This window comes from Gammaproteobacteria bacterium (assembly GCA_021647245.1).
GTDB lineage: Bacteria > Pseudomonadota > Gammaproteobacteria > RBG-16-57-12 > RBG-16-57-12 > JAFLJP01.
The window spans coordinates 1-18,575 of record JAKIVC010000034.1 but is presented as its reverse complement, the minus strand read 5'-3'; the positions used below and the strand labels follow the sequence as shown (position 1 = coordinate 18,575).

The 18,575-nt window shown below is 50.5% G+C and carries 15 protein-coding genes and 1 tRNA gene; 3 read left to right on the top strand and 13 right to left on the bottom strand.

The genetic code is table 11. The features are described 5' to 3' along the window. Positions 1-188: 188 nt before the first annotated feature. Both cmoB and cmoA read right to left on the bottom strand, forming a co-directional pair. Positions 189-1,163, bottom strand: coding sequence for a tRNA 5-methoxyuridine(34)/uridine 5-oxyacetic acid(34) synthase CmoB (gene cmoB, locus L3J94_10185; protein MCF6219099.1), 975 nt, complete (start codon positions 1,161-1,163; stop codon positions 189-191). Then, complete coding sequence (cmoA, locus tag L3J94_10180; GenBank protein ID MCF6219098.1) at positions 1,160-1,885, bottom strand: carboxy-S-adenosyl-L-methionine synthase CmoA; 726 nt, start codon at positions 1,883-1,885, stop codon at positions 1,160-1,162. Before cmoA ends, cmoB begins: the two co-directional genes overlap by 4 nt. A 316-nt stretch (positions 1,886-2,201) precedes the next feature. Here cmoA and L3J94_10175 point away from each other — a divergent pair. After that, positions 2,202-2,278, top strand: a tRNA-Asp gene (locus tag L3J94_10175). Positions 2,279-2,389: 111 nt separating this feature from the next. Beyond that, positions 2,390-2,860 (top strand): thermonuclease family protein, encoded by a 471-nt coding sequence (locus tag L3J94_10170; GenBank protein MCF6219097.1) that lies wholly within the window; start codon positions 2,390-2,392, stop codon positions 2,858-2,860. A gap of 77 nt (positions 2,861-2,937) precedes the next feature. Here the strand turns inward: L3J94_10170 and der are convergent, their stop codons facing one another. Genes der through ndk form a run of 9 tightly spaced genes read right to left on the bottom strand, consistent with a single transcriptional unit; the run spans position 2,938 to position 11,982 of the window. Beyond that, entirely contained in the window at positions 2,938-4,347 is a 1,410-nt protein-coding gene (gene der / locus L3J94_10165) for a ribosome biogenesis GTPase Der (GenBank protein ID MCF6219096.1), read from the bottom strand. A 16-nt stretch (positions 4,348-4,363) separates the two neighbouring features. Next, positions 4,364-5,599 (bottom strand): outer membrane protein assembly factor BamB, encoded by a 1,236-nt coding sequence (bamB, locus tag L3J94_10160; protein ID MCF6219095.1) that lies wholly within the window; start codon positions 5,597-5,599, stop codon positions 4,364-4,366. A gap of 4 nt (positions 5,600-5,603) precedes the next feature. Next, positions 5,604-6,239, bottom strand: coding sequence for a tetratricopeptide repeat protein (locus tag L3J94_10155; GenBank protein ID MCF6219094.1), 636 nt, complete (start codon positions 6,237-6,239; stop codon positions 5,604-5,606). 22 nt (positions 6,240-6,261) lie between these two features. After that, on the bottom strand, positions 6,262-7,542 hold the full coding sequence (gene hisS, locus L3J94_10150) for a histidine--tRNA ligase (GenBank protein ID MCF6219093.1): 1,281 nt from the start codon (positions 7,540-7,542) through the stop codon (positions 6,262-6,264). Positions 7,543-7,596: 54 nt separating this feature from the next. After that, on the bottom strand, positions 7,597-8,724 hold the full coding sequence (gene ispG / locus L3J94_10145) for a flavodoxin-dependent (E)-4-hydroxy-3-methylbut-2-enyl-diphosphate synthase (GenBank protein ID MCF6219092.1): 1,128 nt from the start codon (positions 8,722-8,724) through the stop codon (positions 7,597-7,599). Between the two features lie 30 nt (positions 8,725-8,754). After that, the gene (locus tag L3J94_10140) at positions 8,755-9,660 is read right to left on the bottom strand and encodes a DUF4115 domain-containing protein (protein MCF6219091.1); all 906 of its coding nucleotides are present in this window, start codon (positions 9,658-9,660) and stop codon (positions 8,755-8,757) included. Between the two features lie 13 nt (positions 9,661-9,673). Beyond that, on the bottom strand, positions 9,674-10,420 hold the full coding sequence (gene pilW / locus L3J94_10135) for a type IV pilus biogenesis/stability protein PilW (GenBank protein MCF6219090.1): 747 nt from the start codon (positions 10,418-10,420) through the stop codon (positions 9,674-9,676). After that, a complete protein-coding gene (gene rlmN, locus L3J94_10130; GenBank protein MCF6219089.1) occupies positions 10,417-11,535 on the bottom strand; it encodes a 23S rRNA (adenine(2503)-C(2))-methyltransferase RlmN in 1,119 nt (372 codons plus the stop codon). Before rlmN ends, pilW begins: the two co-directional genes overlap by 4 nt. Before the next feature lie 18 nt (positions 11,536-11,553). Then, entirely contained in the window at positions 11,554-11,982 is a 429-nt protein-coding gene (gene ndk / locus L3J94_10125) for a nucleoside-diphosphate kinase (protein MCF6219088.1), read from the bottom strand. Positions 11,983-12,204: 222 nt separating this feature from the next. Here ndk and L3J94_10120 point away from each other — a divergent pair, with 222 nt between their 5' ends. After that, the gene (locus tag L3J94_10120) at positions 12,205-13,392 is read left to right on the top strand and encodes a DEAD/DEAH box helicase (GenBank protein ID MCF6219087.1); all 1,188 of its coding nucleotides are present in this window, start codon (positions 12,205-12,207) and stop codon (positions 13,390-13,392) included. Here the strand turns inward: L3J94_10120 and L3J94_10115 are convergent. Together L3J94_10115 and L3J94_10110 are read right to left on the bottom strand one after the other, a co-directional pair. Then, positions 13,389-16,598 (bottom strand): tetratricopeptide repeat protein, encoded by a 3,210-nt coding sequence (locus tag L3J94_10115; protein MCF6219086.1) that lies wholly within the window; start codon positions 16,596-16,598, stop codon positions 13,389-13,391. The two genes, L3J94_10120 and L3J94_10115, sit on opposite strands and share 4 nt — an antisense overlap. Further along, positions 16,595-17,815 carry an ATP-binding protein gene (locus tag L3J94_10110; GenBank protein MCF6219085.1) on the bottom strand — a complete coding sequence of 407 codons (1,221 nt, stop codon included), beginning with the start codon at positions 17,813-17,815 and terminating at the stop codon, positions 16,595-16,597. Before L3J94_10110 ends, L3J94_10115 begins: the two co-directional genes overlap by 4 nt. Between the last annotated feature and the right edge of the window lie 760 nt (positions 17,816-18,575).

Genomic DNA, 18,575 nt, shown 5'->3' with positions numbered 1-18,575 from the left:
TTCGCACCAACACAGAACAATCTGTTATCCCTAATCCCTAGGTAGAAGCGCGAAATGATGTGTAAACGTTTGGTTTCACAGTGAAACTAAAAATATTAGTCGCACCCGCAGGTTCGGCAGCTATTTTTTGTTTTGCTGTGGAATCAAGCGCTTGTGCAGCATGCGTGTTTCTATCTGGGGATTAGGGGTTATGGGTTTCGCGCCACTATCACCACTCTTTTTGGCGCAGGGTAGCCCTCAATCGTCAAATTATGATCATTTGGATCAAGGAAATCGACCAGCGACTCAAACCTCATCCACTCAGTAGTACGCTGCTCATGCACTGACGTTTGATTCAAATCAACCACTCTAATCTCTTTAAAACCAATACGGCGAAGCCAGAGTGCCAAGGTCGCGGGCGAGGGAATAAACCACACATTACCCATTTTGGCATATCGCCCTTCAGGCATTAGCACCTCACCCAGCTCACCCTCAACAACCAAAGTCTCAAGCACCAGCTCCCCTCCTGGCTTAAGGCAGCGGCGCAACTCTTTCAAATGGTCAAGGGGTGAGCGGCGATGGTAGAGTACTCCCATTGAAAAAACGGTATCAAACACCGGAAGCAACTCCGGCAGCTCCTCCAGCCGAAGGGGCAGCACATCCACCTTCGGTGGCACTGCCATCAGTTGTTTTATGACCCGAAACTGCATCACAAACAGCGGGCTGGGGTCAATGCCAATAACCTGCTCAGCCCCTTCGCCCGCCATACGCCAGCAGTGATAACCGCTTCCACACCCCACATCAAGTACTCGACGACCCGCCAATGGAGAGATGTGGTTAACCAGCCGCTGCCATTTCCAGTCTGAGCGCCACTCGGTGTCTAAATCAACACCAAACAGTGTGAATGGCCCTTTCCGCCAAGGGTGAAATTGTTGCAATTTAAGCGCAAGCTCACTCGACTGCTGATCACTGATCTCATCCGGCCTGCCGATACGCACTGTGGTTTTAATATCCAGATCTTCACTTTTAATATCTGGCAGCGAGTCCAGTACCGCCTGCCAGCGCGGCAGGTCACCATGTCGCGTAGCAGACAACCCCTTCTCAAACAGAGCCGGCAAGCTATGATACCAAGGTGCCAGATCGCCCTCTTCTATCGAGGCAAAAAAATGTTGATAATCGATCATTTAACGGCCAGCAACGAGGCGAAGTTAAAGCATTGAAACCAGACATCCGCACTTGAAAAACCGGTCTGCATCAAGCGCGCTCGATGCTGAGGAATTGTTTCGGGAATAAGTACGTTATCAATCGCCTGACGCTTCTGGCTTATCTCCAGGTCACTATAACCATTGGTTTTTTTAAAGCTATGGTGCAGGTCAGTAAAGAGTGGCTGTTTATGGGCATCTTCAAAGGCTATTTTTTCCGATAAAACCAAAATACCCCCAGGCCGAAGCCCTTGATAGATATTATCAATCAGCCCCTGTCGCTGCTCCGGCTGGATAAATTGCAAGGTATAGTTGAGTACCACCATCGATGCATTTTCAATCTCAAGCCGCGAGATATCGGCCTGCCGAAACTCCACCGGAAAATCAGCCGGATCCTGTGCAAGCAGCACCTTGGCGCGCTCGATCATTGCCGCTGAGTTATCCACTGCAATAATCTTCCCGCGCTGCCCCTGCAGCGCCTTACGCATGGTTAAGGTAGCCGCGCCGAGGGAGCACCCCAAATCATAGAGGTGGCTATTGGCACTAAAATATCGCTTAGCCAACACACCCGTTGTCGCAATCACCGTACTGTAACCCGGCACTGAGCGCTTGATCATATCGGGAAATACCGAGGCGACCTTGTCGTCAAATTTAAAATCAACGATCTCATCGAGCGGTGTGGCGTAAATGGCATCTGGCTTCATGATGTGCAACTGGAAAATTAAAGAGCAATTATAAGTCAGCCAACCGCCAAACAGAAGTAAACCGACCACGACAATACAAACTTCTACTTCTGGCTGGACTAAAAAGCCACCAGCCAGCCCGCCTTTACCGCTCTTATCTAGATTAAAAATCAGCTGCCTAAATCGCTAATTTTAACAGCACAATAACATTTAAAGCCCAGAAAATAGTCTCGCCCAAAAGAGATTAAAAAAACACTTGTAATCATCAACCTACTTCGCCATAATGCGCTCCATCAACTCGCGGCTAACAAGCCCAAGATGATGATAAAGACCTAGTGGAGCGGTAGTTCAGTTGGTTAGAATACCGGCCTGTCACGCCGGGGGTCGCGGGTTCGAGTCCCGTCCGCTCCGCCACTTACTCAGATGAAATAGTGACTATTTCATCCATGAAAACCGCAAACTGAAAGGTGCGCGGTTTTTTTGTGCCTGCCACATTGAAGCTCGCTCTAATTCACCTACCATTAGATGATGCGTTATCTCATCGCCATCGCCATTTTCAACATCGCTTGCATTAACCAGGCCGTCTGGGCAGAGCCTTACCAGGCCAAGGTAATCCATGTGTGGGATGGTGACTCAATTGTTATCTCAACTGAAAGCGGATCACATCAAATACGGGTTTTTGGTATTGATGCACCTGAAAAAGGTCAACCCTTTGGCCGGGAGGCCAAACATTATCTTGAACAGCTACTGACCAATCAAAGCGTCACCATCGAGCCGCTAGAGCAAGACCGCTATCAACGCACCATCGCGAATGTGACACTACAGCAAAAAAGTGTAGCGAAGCTTCTCGTTGAGCAGGGGTATGCGTGGGTGTTTAGACGTTATAACTCCGACAAGTCGCTCATCAATCGGGAAAAGAGAGCCCGACAACAGAAACGGGGGCTTTGGCAAAACAGCAACCCGACACCACCCTGGCGATGGCGAAGAAAAGAGTAACGAGTCAGCGTATTTATCTTTCACCTCAACGCTTCGTTGTTTTCGGAAAAATATAAACACGCTGAATAGTTGCGACCTTACTTACTTCTCTTTGGAAAAAGCTTCTGGCGCTCACGTTTCTTTTTCTCTGCTTCTATCTTGTCAGTTTGGCGCTTAGTTAAGGTTTTCTTTTTGGTTGGTTTAAAAGGGTTGCTGGTCGATTTGAACTCCAGACGAATCGGCGTACCTTCAATTTTGGTCGCCTTACGGAAAAAATTGGCCAGATAGCGTTTATAGGCAGCGGGAATAGCGCTTGTCTGGTTACCGTGAATCACGATAATGGGCGGGTTTTTGCCCCCTTGGTGTGCATAGCGCAACTTAATACGATGTGCGCGCACCACGGGGGGCTGGTGTGCTTGCACTGCCTGCTCCAGCAATCGAGTGAGGCGCGGCGTTGAGAGATCGGTCAGTGCTGAGGCGTAGGCTTTTTCTACCGATTTATAGAGTTCCCCCACGCCACTGCCATGCAGCGCAGAGATAAAGTGAAATTTAGCATAATTAATAAACGTCAGTTTACGCTCCAGATCAGCTTTAATCTTTTCGCGGGCATCATGGGAGATGCCATCCCACTTATTGACCGCAATCACAATCGCACGACCACTGTCGATAATATTACCCAGCAAATTAGCATCCTGGTCGGTCACTCCAGAGTGAGCGTCGATCACCAACAGTGCAACCTGACACTCCTCAATGGCTTGCAGTGTTTTGATAATACTGAACTTCTCCACCATTTCGGAGACTTTCTTTTTGCGGCGGATGCCCGCTGTATCAATTAAGGTGTATTTTTTTCCGTGGCGTTCAAACGGGATTTTAATCGCATCGCGGGTGGTTCCCGGCATATCGAAAACCACCACCCGCTCTTCACCCAAAATACGGTTAACCAGCGTCGATTTGCCCACATTGGGTCGACCGACGATGGCAATGCTAATACCGCTATCTACGCTCTCAGAGGCCTCTTCCTGGGTTTCAGGCATCACCTTGTCCATCATCGAGCGCACCCCCCGACGATGGGAAGCGGCAATAGCAAAATGCTCGCTAAAACCTAGAGAGAAAAAGTCGCTCAGCGCCACATGATGATCAAGACCATCGACCTTATTGACCACGATATAAATGGGCTTTTCGGTGATGCGAAGATGACGGGCAATGCTTTTATCGCTCGGTGTCAAACCCGCACGGGCATCCACCAGAAAAAAGATAATATCAGCCTCTTCAATGGCCGCCATGGACTGCTCGGCCATTTCAGTTTCGATACCATCCTTATCCCCCGTCAAACCACCGGTATCGACCACAATATAAGGGCTGGGACCCACTTTTCCATAGCCGTAGTTTCGGTCTCGGGTCAACCCGGGTTGATCCGCTACCAGTGCATCCCGACTATTGGTCAGGCAATTAAACAGCGTAGATTTTCCTACGTTTGGGCGACCAACTAGGGCAACAACAGGTAGCATAAGGCTATAAACTCAATTAGTGTCTGAAACGGGTCAAATAACCCAGGTTATCCAGCACCAGCAGCGAGCCATCACTCAGTTGCTGCGGTGCCACATTGATACCAATATCTTCATCATAAAAATCGGGAAGTGCGGAGTGATCATAATCATCCCACAGATCCCACTCCAGCCCCTGTAATCGGGCTGCAAGCTCTTTCACCGCAGTGCGTGAAAGGTACTCTCCACTGGCTGTCGCCAACCAGTAGAGGTAACCATCATCAGCAGCCACAATTAACACACCCTTGCTGATGAGCGGCTGCGTCAATTTAAGCCCACTCAGCTTCCCCTGGGTCCACAGGGTCGCACCTGTCGCCTGATTAATCGCACTGACCTTACCTTCAGAATCACTCAGATAGAGGTTTTCACTATCGGCTGCCATGCCACTATAGGAGGAGAACTCACGAATCCAGACCACGCGACCACTGCCAATATCCAGCGCGGCCACCCGCCCTTGGTAACTGACCACATAAATCACACGACCTACCCTGACCGGCGTTGCATCAATATCAACCATGCGCTGCAACTCTGAACGACCCCGTGGAACCGCCACCGTCTGCAACCATCGAACCACGCCACTCTGTAAGTCAAGCGCCACCACCTTGCCATTCCCAAGCCCTACCAGCACCAGCCCCATGGCATAGATGGGTACACTGGTACCACGCAGTGTCAGTGCAGGTACTTTGTATTGATAGGCCCACAACTGCTCACCATTTTGGGCTGACAACCCATAGACATAACCATCATTACTGTGAGCCACCACATATCCATCAGCCACAAGGGGGGCGGAGAGTATTTCACTTGAGAGCTGGCTGCGCCACACTTCAGCACCATCTGCCGGCTGCAGTGCTATCAACTCACCCTCAGAGGTGCCTAACAGCAGCAGACCCGAATCGAGTGACAGGCCGCCACTCACAATAGTACCCACCTCATGTCGCCAGACGGTATCACCGCTCACCATGTCAATGGCATAGATAACCCCGCGCCAATCCGCACTGTAAAGAAGGCCATCCGCTTGCACCGATTGTAATTTAACAAATCGTTTACCCAGGCTCACTGAGATGCGTTTGGACCAGAGAGGCTCGGTAGCGAGCAGGTTATCCCGCTCGGCGAGCGCCTCTTGTTGCCGTGTTTCCGGCGATTTTTCGGCAGCCAGAAGCGGCGGCACCGTAGCTAGCATCAGCAGCAGATAAAGTAGATATTTTAGCGATTTCAAAAGACTATAGACCTGTAATATCATCCAACTTTATTTGCAACAAGTGAGCACGCTGATCACCCTCGGGAGCCAGTGCCGCCAGTGCATCTTTATAGGCTTTTTGTGCTTTGTCGATCTGTTTTAATGAGACATAAATATCACCGCGCACTTCATCACGCTGACTCGCCACATAAGCAGCCTTAACATTGTCCAGCATCGCCAGTGCCTGATCAGCTAATCCCTCACTCAACAATATGTCAGCCAAGCGAATGCGCGCTATATTTTGAACTTCCGGCATATCACTGTGGTTGATCGCCCAATTAAGATGTGCACGTGCCGTAACCGCGTCACCCTGTTCCAGTTTTATGCGCGCCATCACTAATGCCGTGAGCGGTGCATAGGCGGTATCGGCATAACTACCCATCACACGGCTACCATATTCAGCCGCAGCGCCTAACTCGTTGGTGGAGAGCGCCTCCATCATGCCCATATACTCCATAGAGGCCGCCTCTGCAGCCGCACCCTTATTTGCCGTCCAACTCTGGTAGCCAAAAAAGAGCGCTAAACCCACCACAATACCGACAACCAGCGACTTACCATTTTTATCCCAAAACTGTTTAAGGGAGTCGACCTGTTCCTGTTCCATTGCATCGTATGCCACTTAACTCTCTCCGAATACTTAACTATTTAGTCTTTATAATATCATCTATCAATGCAGGTAAAGCCTCGACTTCAACCTGTTGTTGCGCTTTTTCAAGACGCAGGTATTTGAGTGTCACCACACCGAGTTCAACCTCATCATCACCTAAGATCAACGCAATCGAAGCGCCGCTCTTATCTGCACGTTTCATCTGCGCTTTGAAACTGCCACCGCCACAGTTGGCGATCAAGCGAAGTGCCGGGAACCGATCACGCAACAATTCAGCCAACGCCATACCCGCCGATTCAGCTTTCTCTCCCGCCATCAATAGGTAGAGGTCAACGGTATGCCCGCCCCGTTCGCCCGACACCTCTTTCAGCAACTCAACCAATCGCTCTATACCTGCTGCAAACCCGCAGGCAGGTGTCGGCCTACCACCCAACTGTTCCACGAGGCCATCAAAACGACCACCCGCACAAACCGTACCTTGTGCGCCCAGTTTATCGGTCACCCACTCAAAAACCGTCTTGGCGTAATAGTCGAGGCCGCGCACCAGGCACGGATTAATCTGATATTTTATACCCGCACTCTCCAACGTGGCACAGAGCTTCTCGAAATGTAGCCTCGACGCCTCATCCAGGTGCTCTACCAGCTTGGGTGCCGCTTGAATTATCCCCTGCATTTTCGGGTTTTTACTATCCAAAATCCGCAATGGATTACTCTCTAAACGCCGTAGGCTATCTTCATCGAGCTGTTCACGATGCTCATTCAGATAAGCCACTAGAATCTCACGGTAAGCCACGCGGGTCTCGCGGCTACCTAGCGAGTTAAGCTGCAAGGTGACATGCTCACTCAACCCAAGGCGCTTAAGGAAACGTGCTGACATAAAAATTAGCTCAGCATCCACATCAGGCCCATCAAAACCGAAAGCCTCAACGCCAATTTGGTGAAATTGGCGATAACGACCACGCTGTGGGCGCTCATGGCGAAACATTGGCCCCATATACCACAAGCGCTGAGTTTGATTGTAGAGCAGGCCGTGTTGCATCGCTGCGCGCACACAGCTTGCGGTTCCTTCTGGGCGCAGGGTTAAGCTGTCGCCATTGCGGTCCTCGAAGGTATACATTTCCTTTTCAACAATGTCGGTCACCTCGCCAATTGAGCGTTTAAACAGCTCAGTCATCTCAACAATCGGCATACGGATTTCATTATAGCCATAAGCCGCTACCACTTGGCGCAAGTGGTTTTCAATATATTGCCAGTCACTGCTCTGCGCTGGCAGCAAGTCATTCATGCCGCGAATCGACTGGATTTTCTTTGCCAAGATTATTTCCTTTACTGAATTCAATGGCGCGTGAACGCGCCTGCTTTATAAATACTAAATACTGACCAGCGGAATCACTTTAGGTGCCGGAGTGACCTGTTGATCCTCCTGCTTGGCAATTTCTGCTCGTACCACCGCTTCAATCTTATCCACCAGCCCTTCATTACCCAGCTTATGGTCTGGTGTGCCATTGATGTAGAGCAGATTCGGGGTTCCACCGGTCAGGCCAACGTGCACCTCTTTTGCTTCACCCGGCCCATTGACAACACAGCCGATAATCGCCACATTCAGCGGTGTCAAAATATCTTCAAGGCGCTCTTCCAGTGCGTTGACGGTTGAGATCACATCAAAGTTCTGTCGCGAGCAAGAGGGGCAGGCGATAAAGTTGATCCCTTTTTGGCGCAGGTGCAGGCTTTTTAAAATATCAAAACCCACCTTAATCTCTTGAACAGGATCTGCCGCCAGCGAGACACGAATGGTGTCACCAATACCTTCTGCCAGCAACATCCCTAAACCTACAGCAGACTTCACCGCACCCGAGCGAAAACCGCCCGCCTCAGTAATACCCAAATGCAGCGGCTGCTCAATTTGCGTGGCGAGACGGCGATAGGCATCCACTGTCATAAAAACATCCGACGCTTTAAGGCTCACCTTATAGTTCTGAAAATCGAGTCTATCGAGTATATCCACATGACGCAGGGCCGACTCCACCATCGCCTCGGCACACGGCTCCGGGTATTTTTTTTGCAACTCCTTCTCCAAAGAGCCCGCATTAACACCGATGCGAATCGGAATATTCTTGTCCCGCGCTGACTCCACCACCGCACGCACCCGATCATCACGGCCAATATTACCCGGGTTAATACGCAGACAATCCACCCCCAGCTCGGCCACTCGCAGGGCTATTTTATAGTCAAAGTGAATATCAGCCACCAGCGGCACGTTGACCTGCTGGCGGATCAGCCCAAAAGCCTCGGCAGACTCCATGTCAGGCACCGAAACACGCACAATATCCGCCCCCACCGCTTCCAGCGCTCTGATCTGCGCCACCGTCGCCACCACATCGTGGGTTTTGGTGTTGGTCATCGACTGTACCGAAATGGGTGCATCGCCACCCACCGCGACATTGCCCACCATAATTTGGCGGGATTTGCGACGTTTAACAGTATAAGTTGGCAACATCTACTCTTTTCCTATCGCGCACTCTCAGTGCTATTCGGCACTAAAACGAGCGCTATTATCACTCATAATATAAGGTGTAATGTCAAACAATTGGCCATTAATACTCAACTCAACACCCGGCGCGTAGCCCAACAGCACTTTAAAGGGAGCCTTACCCTCCGCTTGGTGTGAATGACCGGTAAGAAACAGTCGATAGATTACACGCTGCTGCTCCGCATCAACCACCTCAATCCAGGACTCCTGTTCACTGCTGATGATTAGTCGGTCCAGCGACTGCACCGCTAACGGTGGCGGCTCAGGCACTATTGAAGGAGCAGACACTGCAGGCTCTTCAACCACCTCCGGCGGCTCATCTGGCATGACAACATCGGGAGTGATCATTACTTCAGCGGTTTCTGTCACGGTAGTGCGAATAGTGGCCGGTGAGCCGCCTATCGGCGCAAACACAACCGTAGTCTCAGCCTCCGACTCAACCGATGCTGAGAAGAGTTGCGGCCACAGCCACCAAACCACCCCTGCCAATAACAACACCAACAAAACCGCAAACACCCGCACCAGCCAGCGACCTGCCGAACGATGCGGGGTAAAGTGCATCACCTCATTCATCCTTATTACCGGCTTCGGCCTCTCCTTGGAGCCACCCACTACCAGCTCAGGTGTATTCGGAGCGTGTTGTTTGTAAAGTGTTAACAGCGGTTCTGCGGGCAACCCCAACAAACGCGCATAGTTCTGTATGTAACCCTGAACAAAAATAGCCGCAGGCAAGTGGTGTTGATCATCCGCCTCTAGCGCCAAAATGGTGGCCAGATCAAGGTGCAGTGCCTCTGCCACTGCCTGCAACTCTTTTCCCTGAGCGATACGAGCCGATTTCAGCTGCTCGCCAACACGGGGAGTCGCCTCTTGTTGCTCTGTGGTATCAACCGGTTCACTTGTCATTCTGCACTACCTTCTATTCAGTGAGCTGACCTGTCTGTTCTGAGTCCGGAAAACGATTTTTCAATATATCCTTATAGTGTTTAACGCGACTCTCGCTGTTCAAACCCTGTTCAATCTTTATCGCCAGCCACAAGGTAGATGGATTATGCGAAGCCACCTCTTCATAGCGCTGAATATAAGCGCGCCCTTGAAGATAGCGCTGATTATCCAGTGCCAACCTTGCCATGCTAAGCAGGGAAACCGTCAATTTGGCATTCATTCCCAACGCCTTGCGAAATGAGTCCTCTGCTTGCTGCAAATTTTTTGCGCGCATCGCACATAAACCCGCGTTCTCATATGCCAGAGCCGGCGTTTTATAAAGCGGCTGTTTTGCCGCCTTAATAAAGTGGTGGTAGGCCTCATCATAACGCTGTTGATTACACAAAAACGCGCCGTAATTGTTATGCACGACACCACTATCATCCGCAGCGACTTTCAGCGCTTTCTTATAATGATCATCCGCCTTATCTATTTGTCCCAATTGAATATAGAGAATCGCAATGGCGTTATGGGCCGGCGCATAATCATCAGCGGTTGCCACCGCACTTTTTAATTTACCCAGCGCAATATCCAAGTCACCCTTCTGCATATAGCCCATCCCCAATCGAACTTGGGTTTCAGCCAGCCGATGGGAGGACTCATGTTCCAAGCGCTTACTATTGGAGGAGCACCCCGTCGCCAGCAAGGTAACAACCAGTACAGCTAATAAGCCTAATTTCACTTTGCGATACCTCTAATGGGAATGGTTTTGCGCTGTGTGCGTTGCGTCTTGTCGATCACTTTGCCTGCTAACTGCCCACACGCCGCATCAATATCTTCACCGCGGGTTTTGCGGGTCATGGTAATCACCCCACCCTGCTGTAGAAGATCCCGAAAACGAAAGATGGCGTTACGGCTCGAACAGACATAGTTTGAACCCGGAAACGGATTAAAAGGGATCAAGTTAACCTTACCGGGCACATCCTTCATCAGTTTTATCAGCTGTCTGGCGTGTTCTGGCTGGTCATTAATCCCTTTAAGCATTACATACTCAAAAGTTATTTTACGCCGCCCATCACGATCCAGATAACGGCGACAAGCCGCCATTAACTCGCTAATCGGATACTTCTTGTTAATCGGTACCAGCTCGTCACGCAGCGCATCGGTGGTGGCATGCAGTGAGACTGCCAGCGCCACATCGCACGCCTCTTTAAGGCGATCCATGGCGGGCACTACACCGGCGGTGCTCAATGTCACCCGCCGCTTTGACAATCCATAACCGAAATCATCCATCATCAGGCTCATCGCCTTAACCACGTTATCGAAGTTAAGCAGCGGCTCACCCATACCCATCATAACCACATTCGTCACCACCCGTTGGGTGGTATCGCTCATATCTTGTTCCAGCGTCTTTTTTGCCAAAAAAAGCTGGCCAATAATCTCTGCTGTCGAGAGATTACGATTAAATCCTTGTTGTGCAGTAGAACAGAAACTACACGCCAGTGCACAGCCTACCTGAGACGAAATACAGAGCGTGCCTCGATCATCCTCGGGGATATACACCATCTCAATAGAGTTACCACTATCCAGGCGCAGCAACCATTTACGCGTACCATCTTGCGAGTCCTGCTCAATCACTGTTTCAGGAACATGCACCACCGCCATCTCTTTCAGGCGTTCGCGCATCACCTTGCTCAGGTTGCTCATCTCATCGAAATCGGTGATACCACGCTGGTGAATCCATTGCATCAGCTGTGAAGCACGAAAGGCCTTTTCACCCATACTGGCGAAAAAGGCCTCCATTCCTTTTCGATCGAGGTCGAGCAAATTAATTTTACCGACAGCCTCTGTAGACATCGAAAAAGCTACCTCAGCTTAGCGGGTGCGAGCACATACGCCATCAGGGAAAAAATAGTTAATCTCAATGGCTGCCGTCTCAGGCGCATCTGAGCCATGCACCGCATTTTCATCAATAGAGACCGCATGATCTGCACGAATAGTACCCGCCTCAGCTTCAGCAGGATTCGTCGCACCCATCAACTCACGATTAACCGCAATCGCATCCTCGCCTTCCAGCACCTGAACCATCACTGGCCCTGAAATCATGAAGCTCACCAAGTCATTGAAAAAGGGGCGTTCCTTATGAACCGAATAAAAACCCTCAGCATCCTCACGGCTTAACTGCTTCATTTGTGCCGCAATCACCTTCAAGCCAGCCTTTTCAAAGCGGTTGTAGATATCACCAATGACATTCTTAGCAACAGCATCCGGCTTGATAATAGAGATAGTACGTTCGACAGCCATTAAAATTCTCCCAGCTAACTGACTAAGACCCTCGCACAAGTTAGGCGTAGAGATCTCAGATTTTACATAAAATAAACCCGCGAATGGTCGCGGGCATGGAAATTCTTTGAATTCACGCGCATTTTACCTTGAATCGTCACCATGAAGCAAACCAGTGTGGCGCCCCCCAGCAGCGCCATGGTATAAAGCAAGCCACTTCATCAGCACCTGGCCACCCACACCATGACAAATCAACCCAGCGGCGCAAGTTTTAACACCCTCGAGCTGGATAGCACGCTGCTTAGTAGCCTAAAAAAGTGCGGTTACTCGCAAGCCACCCCCATACAGAGCAGCGCGATAAGCGCGGCACTCTCTGGGCGTGACCTACTTGCCAGCGCAAAAACCGGATCTGGCAAAACCGCCGCCTTTGCGTTACCACTATTGCAACACTACCTCAACCAGCCGCGCCGCGCCGCAGCACGCGGCAACCCTGTCAGCCGCCTGATACTGGTGCCCACCCGCGAGCTGGCACTACAGATCAGCCACTCAATCCAGCAATATGCTCAGGATTGTCGCTTGCCACCAAAAGTTGTCAGCGTCTATGGCGGCGTAAAAATCAACCCGCAAATGATGACACTTCGGGGGGGCGCAGACATTCTGGTAGCAACCCCGGGCCGCCTGCTGGATCTCATCTCATCCAACGCCATCAACCTCAACACCCTCAACATCCTGGTGCTGGATGAAGCGGACAAACTGCTTAGCCTTGGCTTCCAGGAAGAGCTCAACAACATCCTTAAAATCGTGCCTCACAAACGGCAAAACATGCTGTTCTCAGCCACCCTGCCCGAGTCACTGCGCCCGCTCATCAAGCAACTACTCCATGATCCGCTTGAAATAAATGACAGCAGCCAGCACCCGAAAGAGCAGCTCCAACAGCGTGTCATTACCGTTAACCGCGAAAAGAAAAACAGCCTGCTAATCCATTTAATTAACCATGAAAAATGGCCCCAACTGTTAGTTTTTTGCAGCGCAAAAAAGAGCTGTAACCGGCTACTTGTAAAATTAAAAAAAGCCAACATCAACGCCGCCATTTTCCACGGAGACCAGAGCCAAAGCGCCCGCATCAAAGCACTGCAAGGATTCAAACAAGGCAGCATAAAAGTACTGATTGCCACCGATGTTGCCGCACGCGGCATCGACATCGAACGACTCCCCTGCATCATCAACTTCGAACTACCCCGCTCACCCAACGACTACATCCACCGCATCGGCCGCACAGGCCGCGCTGGAGAGTCTGGCTTAGCCATCTCACTCATCAGCCATGACGAATACCACCACTTCAAAATCATTGAAAAACGCATCAAACAACGTCTACCCCGCGAACAGATAACCGGATTTGAAGCCGATAACGGCACCACAAAAAAGGCTTAGCCTACGTGAGTAGTCAAGCGCTTAAACATGCGTTTTGTCGCCGTTTGAATCTCTGGCTCCAGCTCGCTCAACATCGCTTCACGACCATGCAGAGCCGCCTCAAATGCAAGCAACATTGGCCGGGCATGTTTTTTATAACCCGCATGATGCATCGCATCTAAAACAGCCTCTGCATGCGGTTTGTTACTTAACAGCGGTGCAAGCAGCTCTTCTACAAATGCCTTACTGACCAATGAGGTGGCAACATCGACGGACTCATCCAGCAAACGAGTGAGTGCGTTTTGCAGGGCGGGGAGATTCATGCTCTGCACTGCTTGTTGTATCGCTTCACGGCAAAGTCGGATCTGTAAGTTTGCGCGCTGTTGTTTGTGCCAAGGGTGGGGATCTGCATCGAGAGCTGCCCACTGGTCAAACGCAACGGAGGCCTCGTCGAGGCGATGTTGCTTGTCAAGGAGTCGGCCCAGGTTAAACATCGGCAGCGCCAAGGTCGGATCAAGTTCTATCGCTTTGCGGTAGGCCGCTTCTGCCTCATCGTGGCGATTGAGTTTTTCGGTTAGCAGGTTAGCTAAATTATTCCACGGATATGCAAAGGCCGGATCAAGTTCTATCGCTTTGCGATAGGCCGCTTCTGCCTCGTCGTGACGATTGAGTTTTTTGGTTAGCAGGATAGCTAAATTACTCCACGGATGTGCAAAGGCCGGATCAAGTTCTATCGCTTTGCGATAGGCCACTTCTGCCTCGTCGTGACGGTTGAGTTTTTCGGTTAGCAGGTTAGCTAAATTATTCCACGGCAGCGCAAGGGTCGGATCAAGTTCTATCGCTTTGCGGTAGGCCGCTTCAGCCTCGTCATGGCGATTGAGTTTTTTGGTTAGCAGGACAGCTAAATTATTCCACGGATGTGCAAAGGCCGGATCAAGTTCTATCGCTTTGCGAAAGACCGCTTCTGCCTCGTCGTAACGGTTGAGTTTTTCGGTTAACAGATTGGCTAAACCATACCACGGCCACGCATTAGCCGGGTTAAGTTCTATCGCTTTGCGGTAGGCCACCTCAGCCTCATCGTGACGGTTGAGTTTATCACCCAGCAGGTTAGCTAAACCAACCCACGGCAGCGCATCGGCCGGATCAAGTTCTATCGCTTTACGGAAAGCCACTTCCGCTTCAGCGAGATTACCATTTGTCATGACTAAAAAAGCCGCTCGCTCATGCCAGGCGCGTGAAGCGTTGCCCCGTGCAAAGGCTTGTTCCAGTGTTTGTTGTGCGGGCTGATAACGCTGTGAACGGCGCATGGCTCCCGCTACGTTGGCCCACTCTGTCGAGCTGGCGGTGCTGGCATGTTCTAATCCCCATGCCAGCCACTCCTGGGCTGTTTGATCGTTGGCAAAATTAATATACTCCCGTGCGCCCAGCAAACGCCACACCATCGCCTTAAATTCAGGTTGATTGCTGACGACTGGTTTTGCGGTTTCGATATCGTGTGGTGTTAATCCGGGCAGGGGCAACAAGCCTTGCGCCCGCTTGCGAAAGAGGATCTCTAAATCGCGCTCCTTAAGCCCATCACGTAACAGCTGTTGTCGTTCTGCTTTGAGCAGCGGCTGTAATCTCGCCACCTCTTGTTGTGCTGTGTCTTTTTGGCAGAGCGCCTTAACACTGGCTTGCTTTTGCTCAAGGCTCAAGCGCAACGAACCGAGCAAGGCCGCTTGTTGTTGAGCGTTTAAACCGCCACCGCCGCACTGTTGCAGCTGTTCACTTAGTTGGATGGCTTTCTCTAATGCTTCGTGCAGGTCACCGGGTGCAAAGTAGTCAGTGAGTTTGCCGCCCTGTTCATCCAGGTGTTGCAGTATGCAGTCGGCACCCCTGGCTTCCAACCCCTGGCGTAATGACGCAGCCTGGTGGGTGCCAGCAATTGCAAAATGAAACTTACCTTCACTCAGTGCGCTGGCGTAGTCGGCATTGTCCATCTGCGCTTGAATCTCCTCTTGATCAAACAGCGCTTCAAAAAACTCAGTCAACCCGAGTACATTTTGACGTACCCGGCGGGTACTGCGCATCTGTAGCCAGAGGCGGAACAACTGCTCGGCGATGCGATATTGTGTGCGCCCGTGGGCGGCGGTTTTTTCGACCAACCCTTCACGTATCAAGATCTCCATTTGTGCGGATACACTGCTTGTGGCCAGGCCCACATGGCCGGCAGTTTCTGCAGCGGTGTGGCCAAAGCGCATGGCCGGAAGCGGGCGTACTGCCAAGGCGTGCATCACCACTTGCGCTTGCTCTGGCAGATCTTCAAAGCGGGCTTTGTAGTAGGGTGTGGTGCTATCCATCAGTCGCTCAAAATCTTCGACGGCGCGACTGTTGGGCCCTTGACGTAACAACTCAAAAATCAGCCCCAAAGCACGCAGATTGCCACCGGTTAGCTCAAAGAGTGCCGCTATCCGTGCCGGACGTGCTTGCAGGCGCTGTTTTATGTCGGGCGCATTTTGTGTCTCGGCAAGGTGATTCAGTACTTTTTTCACCTCCTCTAGCGACAGTTTTCCCAAACGTTTTGGCATGAAAAAATCGTAAAAGGCTTTGTCGTAATCAGTAAAGGGTTCGGAGAGCCGCACCGAACCCCCAATGACCATCGGTGCGTGAGCGGTCGAGAGTGCTTCACGCAGCTCCCAATAGGCGCTTGCATGGGGGTCTTTGACTTTGCGGCCGGTTTTGCCGATGCGCTGAAAGACCAGATCAAGATTATCGACCAGCAGTATTGGGCGGCGCTGTAGTGCGGCGCAGGTTGTTTGCAGCAGTTGCAGGCCGGCATCAGCGGCGGGTTTGTTCGCCTGTGCTTGTTCAATATTATCAAGGAGCTGATCCGCTTGTTGGTTCTGTTTTAAGTGGTCAAGTTCATCGGCCAGTGCTTCGCAGCAGACCCACCAGAAATCCGCCAGATTTTTAACTTGGTAAAGCTCTTCTGGAAAAGAGAGCGCAATCAGGTGATCTTGCAGCTCGGCATCACGACGAATGGCCACCGCCAGCCGTTTAAGCAGCGTGGTTTTTCCTGAGCCACGCAGCCCCACCAATAAATAGTGTTGCACGTTACCTTGAAGGGGGGCGCGCGCAAGCTCCTGACGCAAAAAAGCAAACTCATCCATGCGCGCAACAAAATTGGCAACCAGTGCGTCATCAGTCAGCCAGTCTGGATTGTAGTGATGATAGCCCGCGCTGCTCACAGTGCATTCCTCCTTAGCCACCAGCGCCGTAGCGGCTCAAGGCGAAACTGGTAACGCCTCTCTTCTGTCGTTGCGTTGATTTGCCAATAGGCATCACGCAATAAAATATCGCGCAGCCGAACAAAAGTGCGTTTGGCTTCCTCAGTAGTGTGATTGCTCATACGTTCTTGTAGCGTGTTCAGCAACATTTCAGCACGCGCACCTGCCGCGTCATGTGCCGCATGGTTGAGCAGTACCCGTGCATGATCGGCATCGGTGCGACTGAGCTGTTGACTGAGCCGGCCTTCCCAGTGATGAAAATCGTTATCCGCCCCCGGTTGAATCATTTTATTCAGGGCCTGCTGAATGAGAGTGGAGAGACTGCTGTTGGTGGTGTCGGCCAATATCAATGCGCGCAGGTGGTTGAAAACAATTTGCAGGTAGTAGGGTTGCGGCCATTGCACCGCCGCAATCATGGCTTGTTTATCGTCATCTGAAAGATTGATGCCGTCTCTATCGGCCAACTTGCTCAGCATATCGGAAGCAACCTGTTCACTGAATGGCTCCAGCCCCTCATGAGACAAACTGTTAATGGTGTCGGCCATACCGTGTTCTTGCACCAGGGTGTCAAGACCGACAGAGCCTGACACCAGCCAGCGCACCTTGTCGGCACCGGGCAGGGCGCGCACGTCGTTGCGAAACCAGTCAAGAAATCGGCGTACCCGCTGAATGCCCTGTTGAGAATCATCACGAATAATGTTGTAGAGCATAATAGGCAACTCATCCATATACAGTAACCAGTGCCCTTTTACTTGTGCGATGAGTTGCAGCAGATCACAAGCAATAATGGTCCACTCTTCTGGCTCTTGTTTATTTAGTGAGACTTCGACACCGCTGACTTTTACCGATTGAGTTCGTTCGCCTATTTCAGAAAGTTTTTTAGCCAGGGTGTTTCTGATTTTTGTTGGCAGTGAACTGACTTCTGAGCTGAGGGTGCGCTCAAGTTTTTTAAGGAAATCATGTTCATTACGACAGGACGCGACATTGATTTCAATCGTTTGCCAGCCTTGTTCGCGCACCGCGACCATCACCGCCCGAGCCACTGAGGTTTTGCCGATGCGTCGAGGCCCTAATAACAGGATGTCGTTGTTTTTTAGCTCATCTCGAAAATAGTCAACCACCGCCTCACGACCAAAAAAGTTGTCTCCTTCTACCGGTGGGCCTGCGATATTATCCATGTTTTCTTTTCCTTAAAAATTAACACTATAAATTATTAGCACTACAAAACAATAGCACTAAGGATTTATAGTATCAAAGGTTTTTTAGAATTTATTATGGGGATAGAATAAATAAGCTAGACCTAAAAACACCATAACGTGTTGTAATAAAGGCGCGATATGCTTAATGAATAAAAGGCTTTTCATTGGATAGACGGTGGTTATAAAAGTCTTTACGCGATAAACAAATACCACTAAGCGGCGGTAACTGCCACTTGGGTGCTATATAAACCACTCACCTGATTTGTGCTTTTCCAACCGGATAAAAGCCCCTATCTTCAATGTGAAAGCTAACCGTTTTTAAGAAACTAAAATGCCCGTTGCTCTGCCGGTAAAGCGGAAAATACAATTTAATTTCAGATGGTTTTTTCTGAACGATGGGGGCTCACTTTAAGAATAAGGGGTCAAATAAGAATAAGAAATAAGGGGTCAAATGCAACATTAACCCTTTTATTGTATAGCCCACCCTTTGGCTATATAGACTAATCGCAGTTCACTTGGAATTGAGGCGTACAAGGATGAAAATGAGGAGGCGATTAGAAGAAAACAAGAGCTTAGCTTATCAATCTAGATAGATAATTTAGTCAATATTGTACTTGGTCGAGTAGATGGGTTCCTCTAGCTTTATCAGGATCATGATGGCCATCACACGGCCGATTTCCTGCTTCTACCATTGTTACCACACCCCTCTCAGAACCGTGCTTGCGCTATTTACGCACAC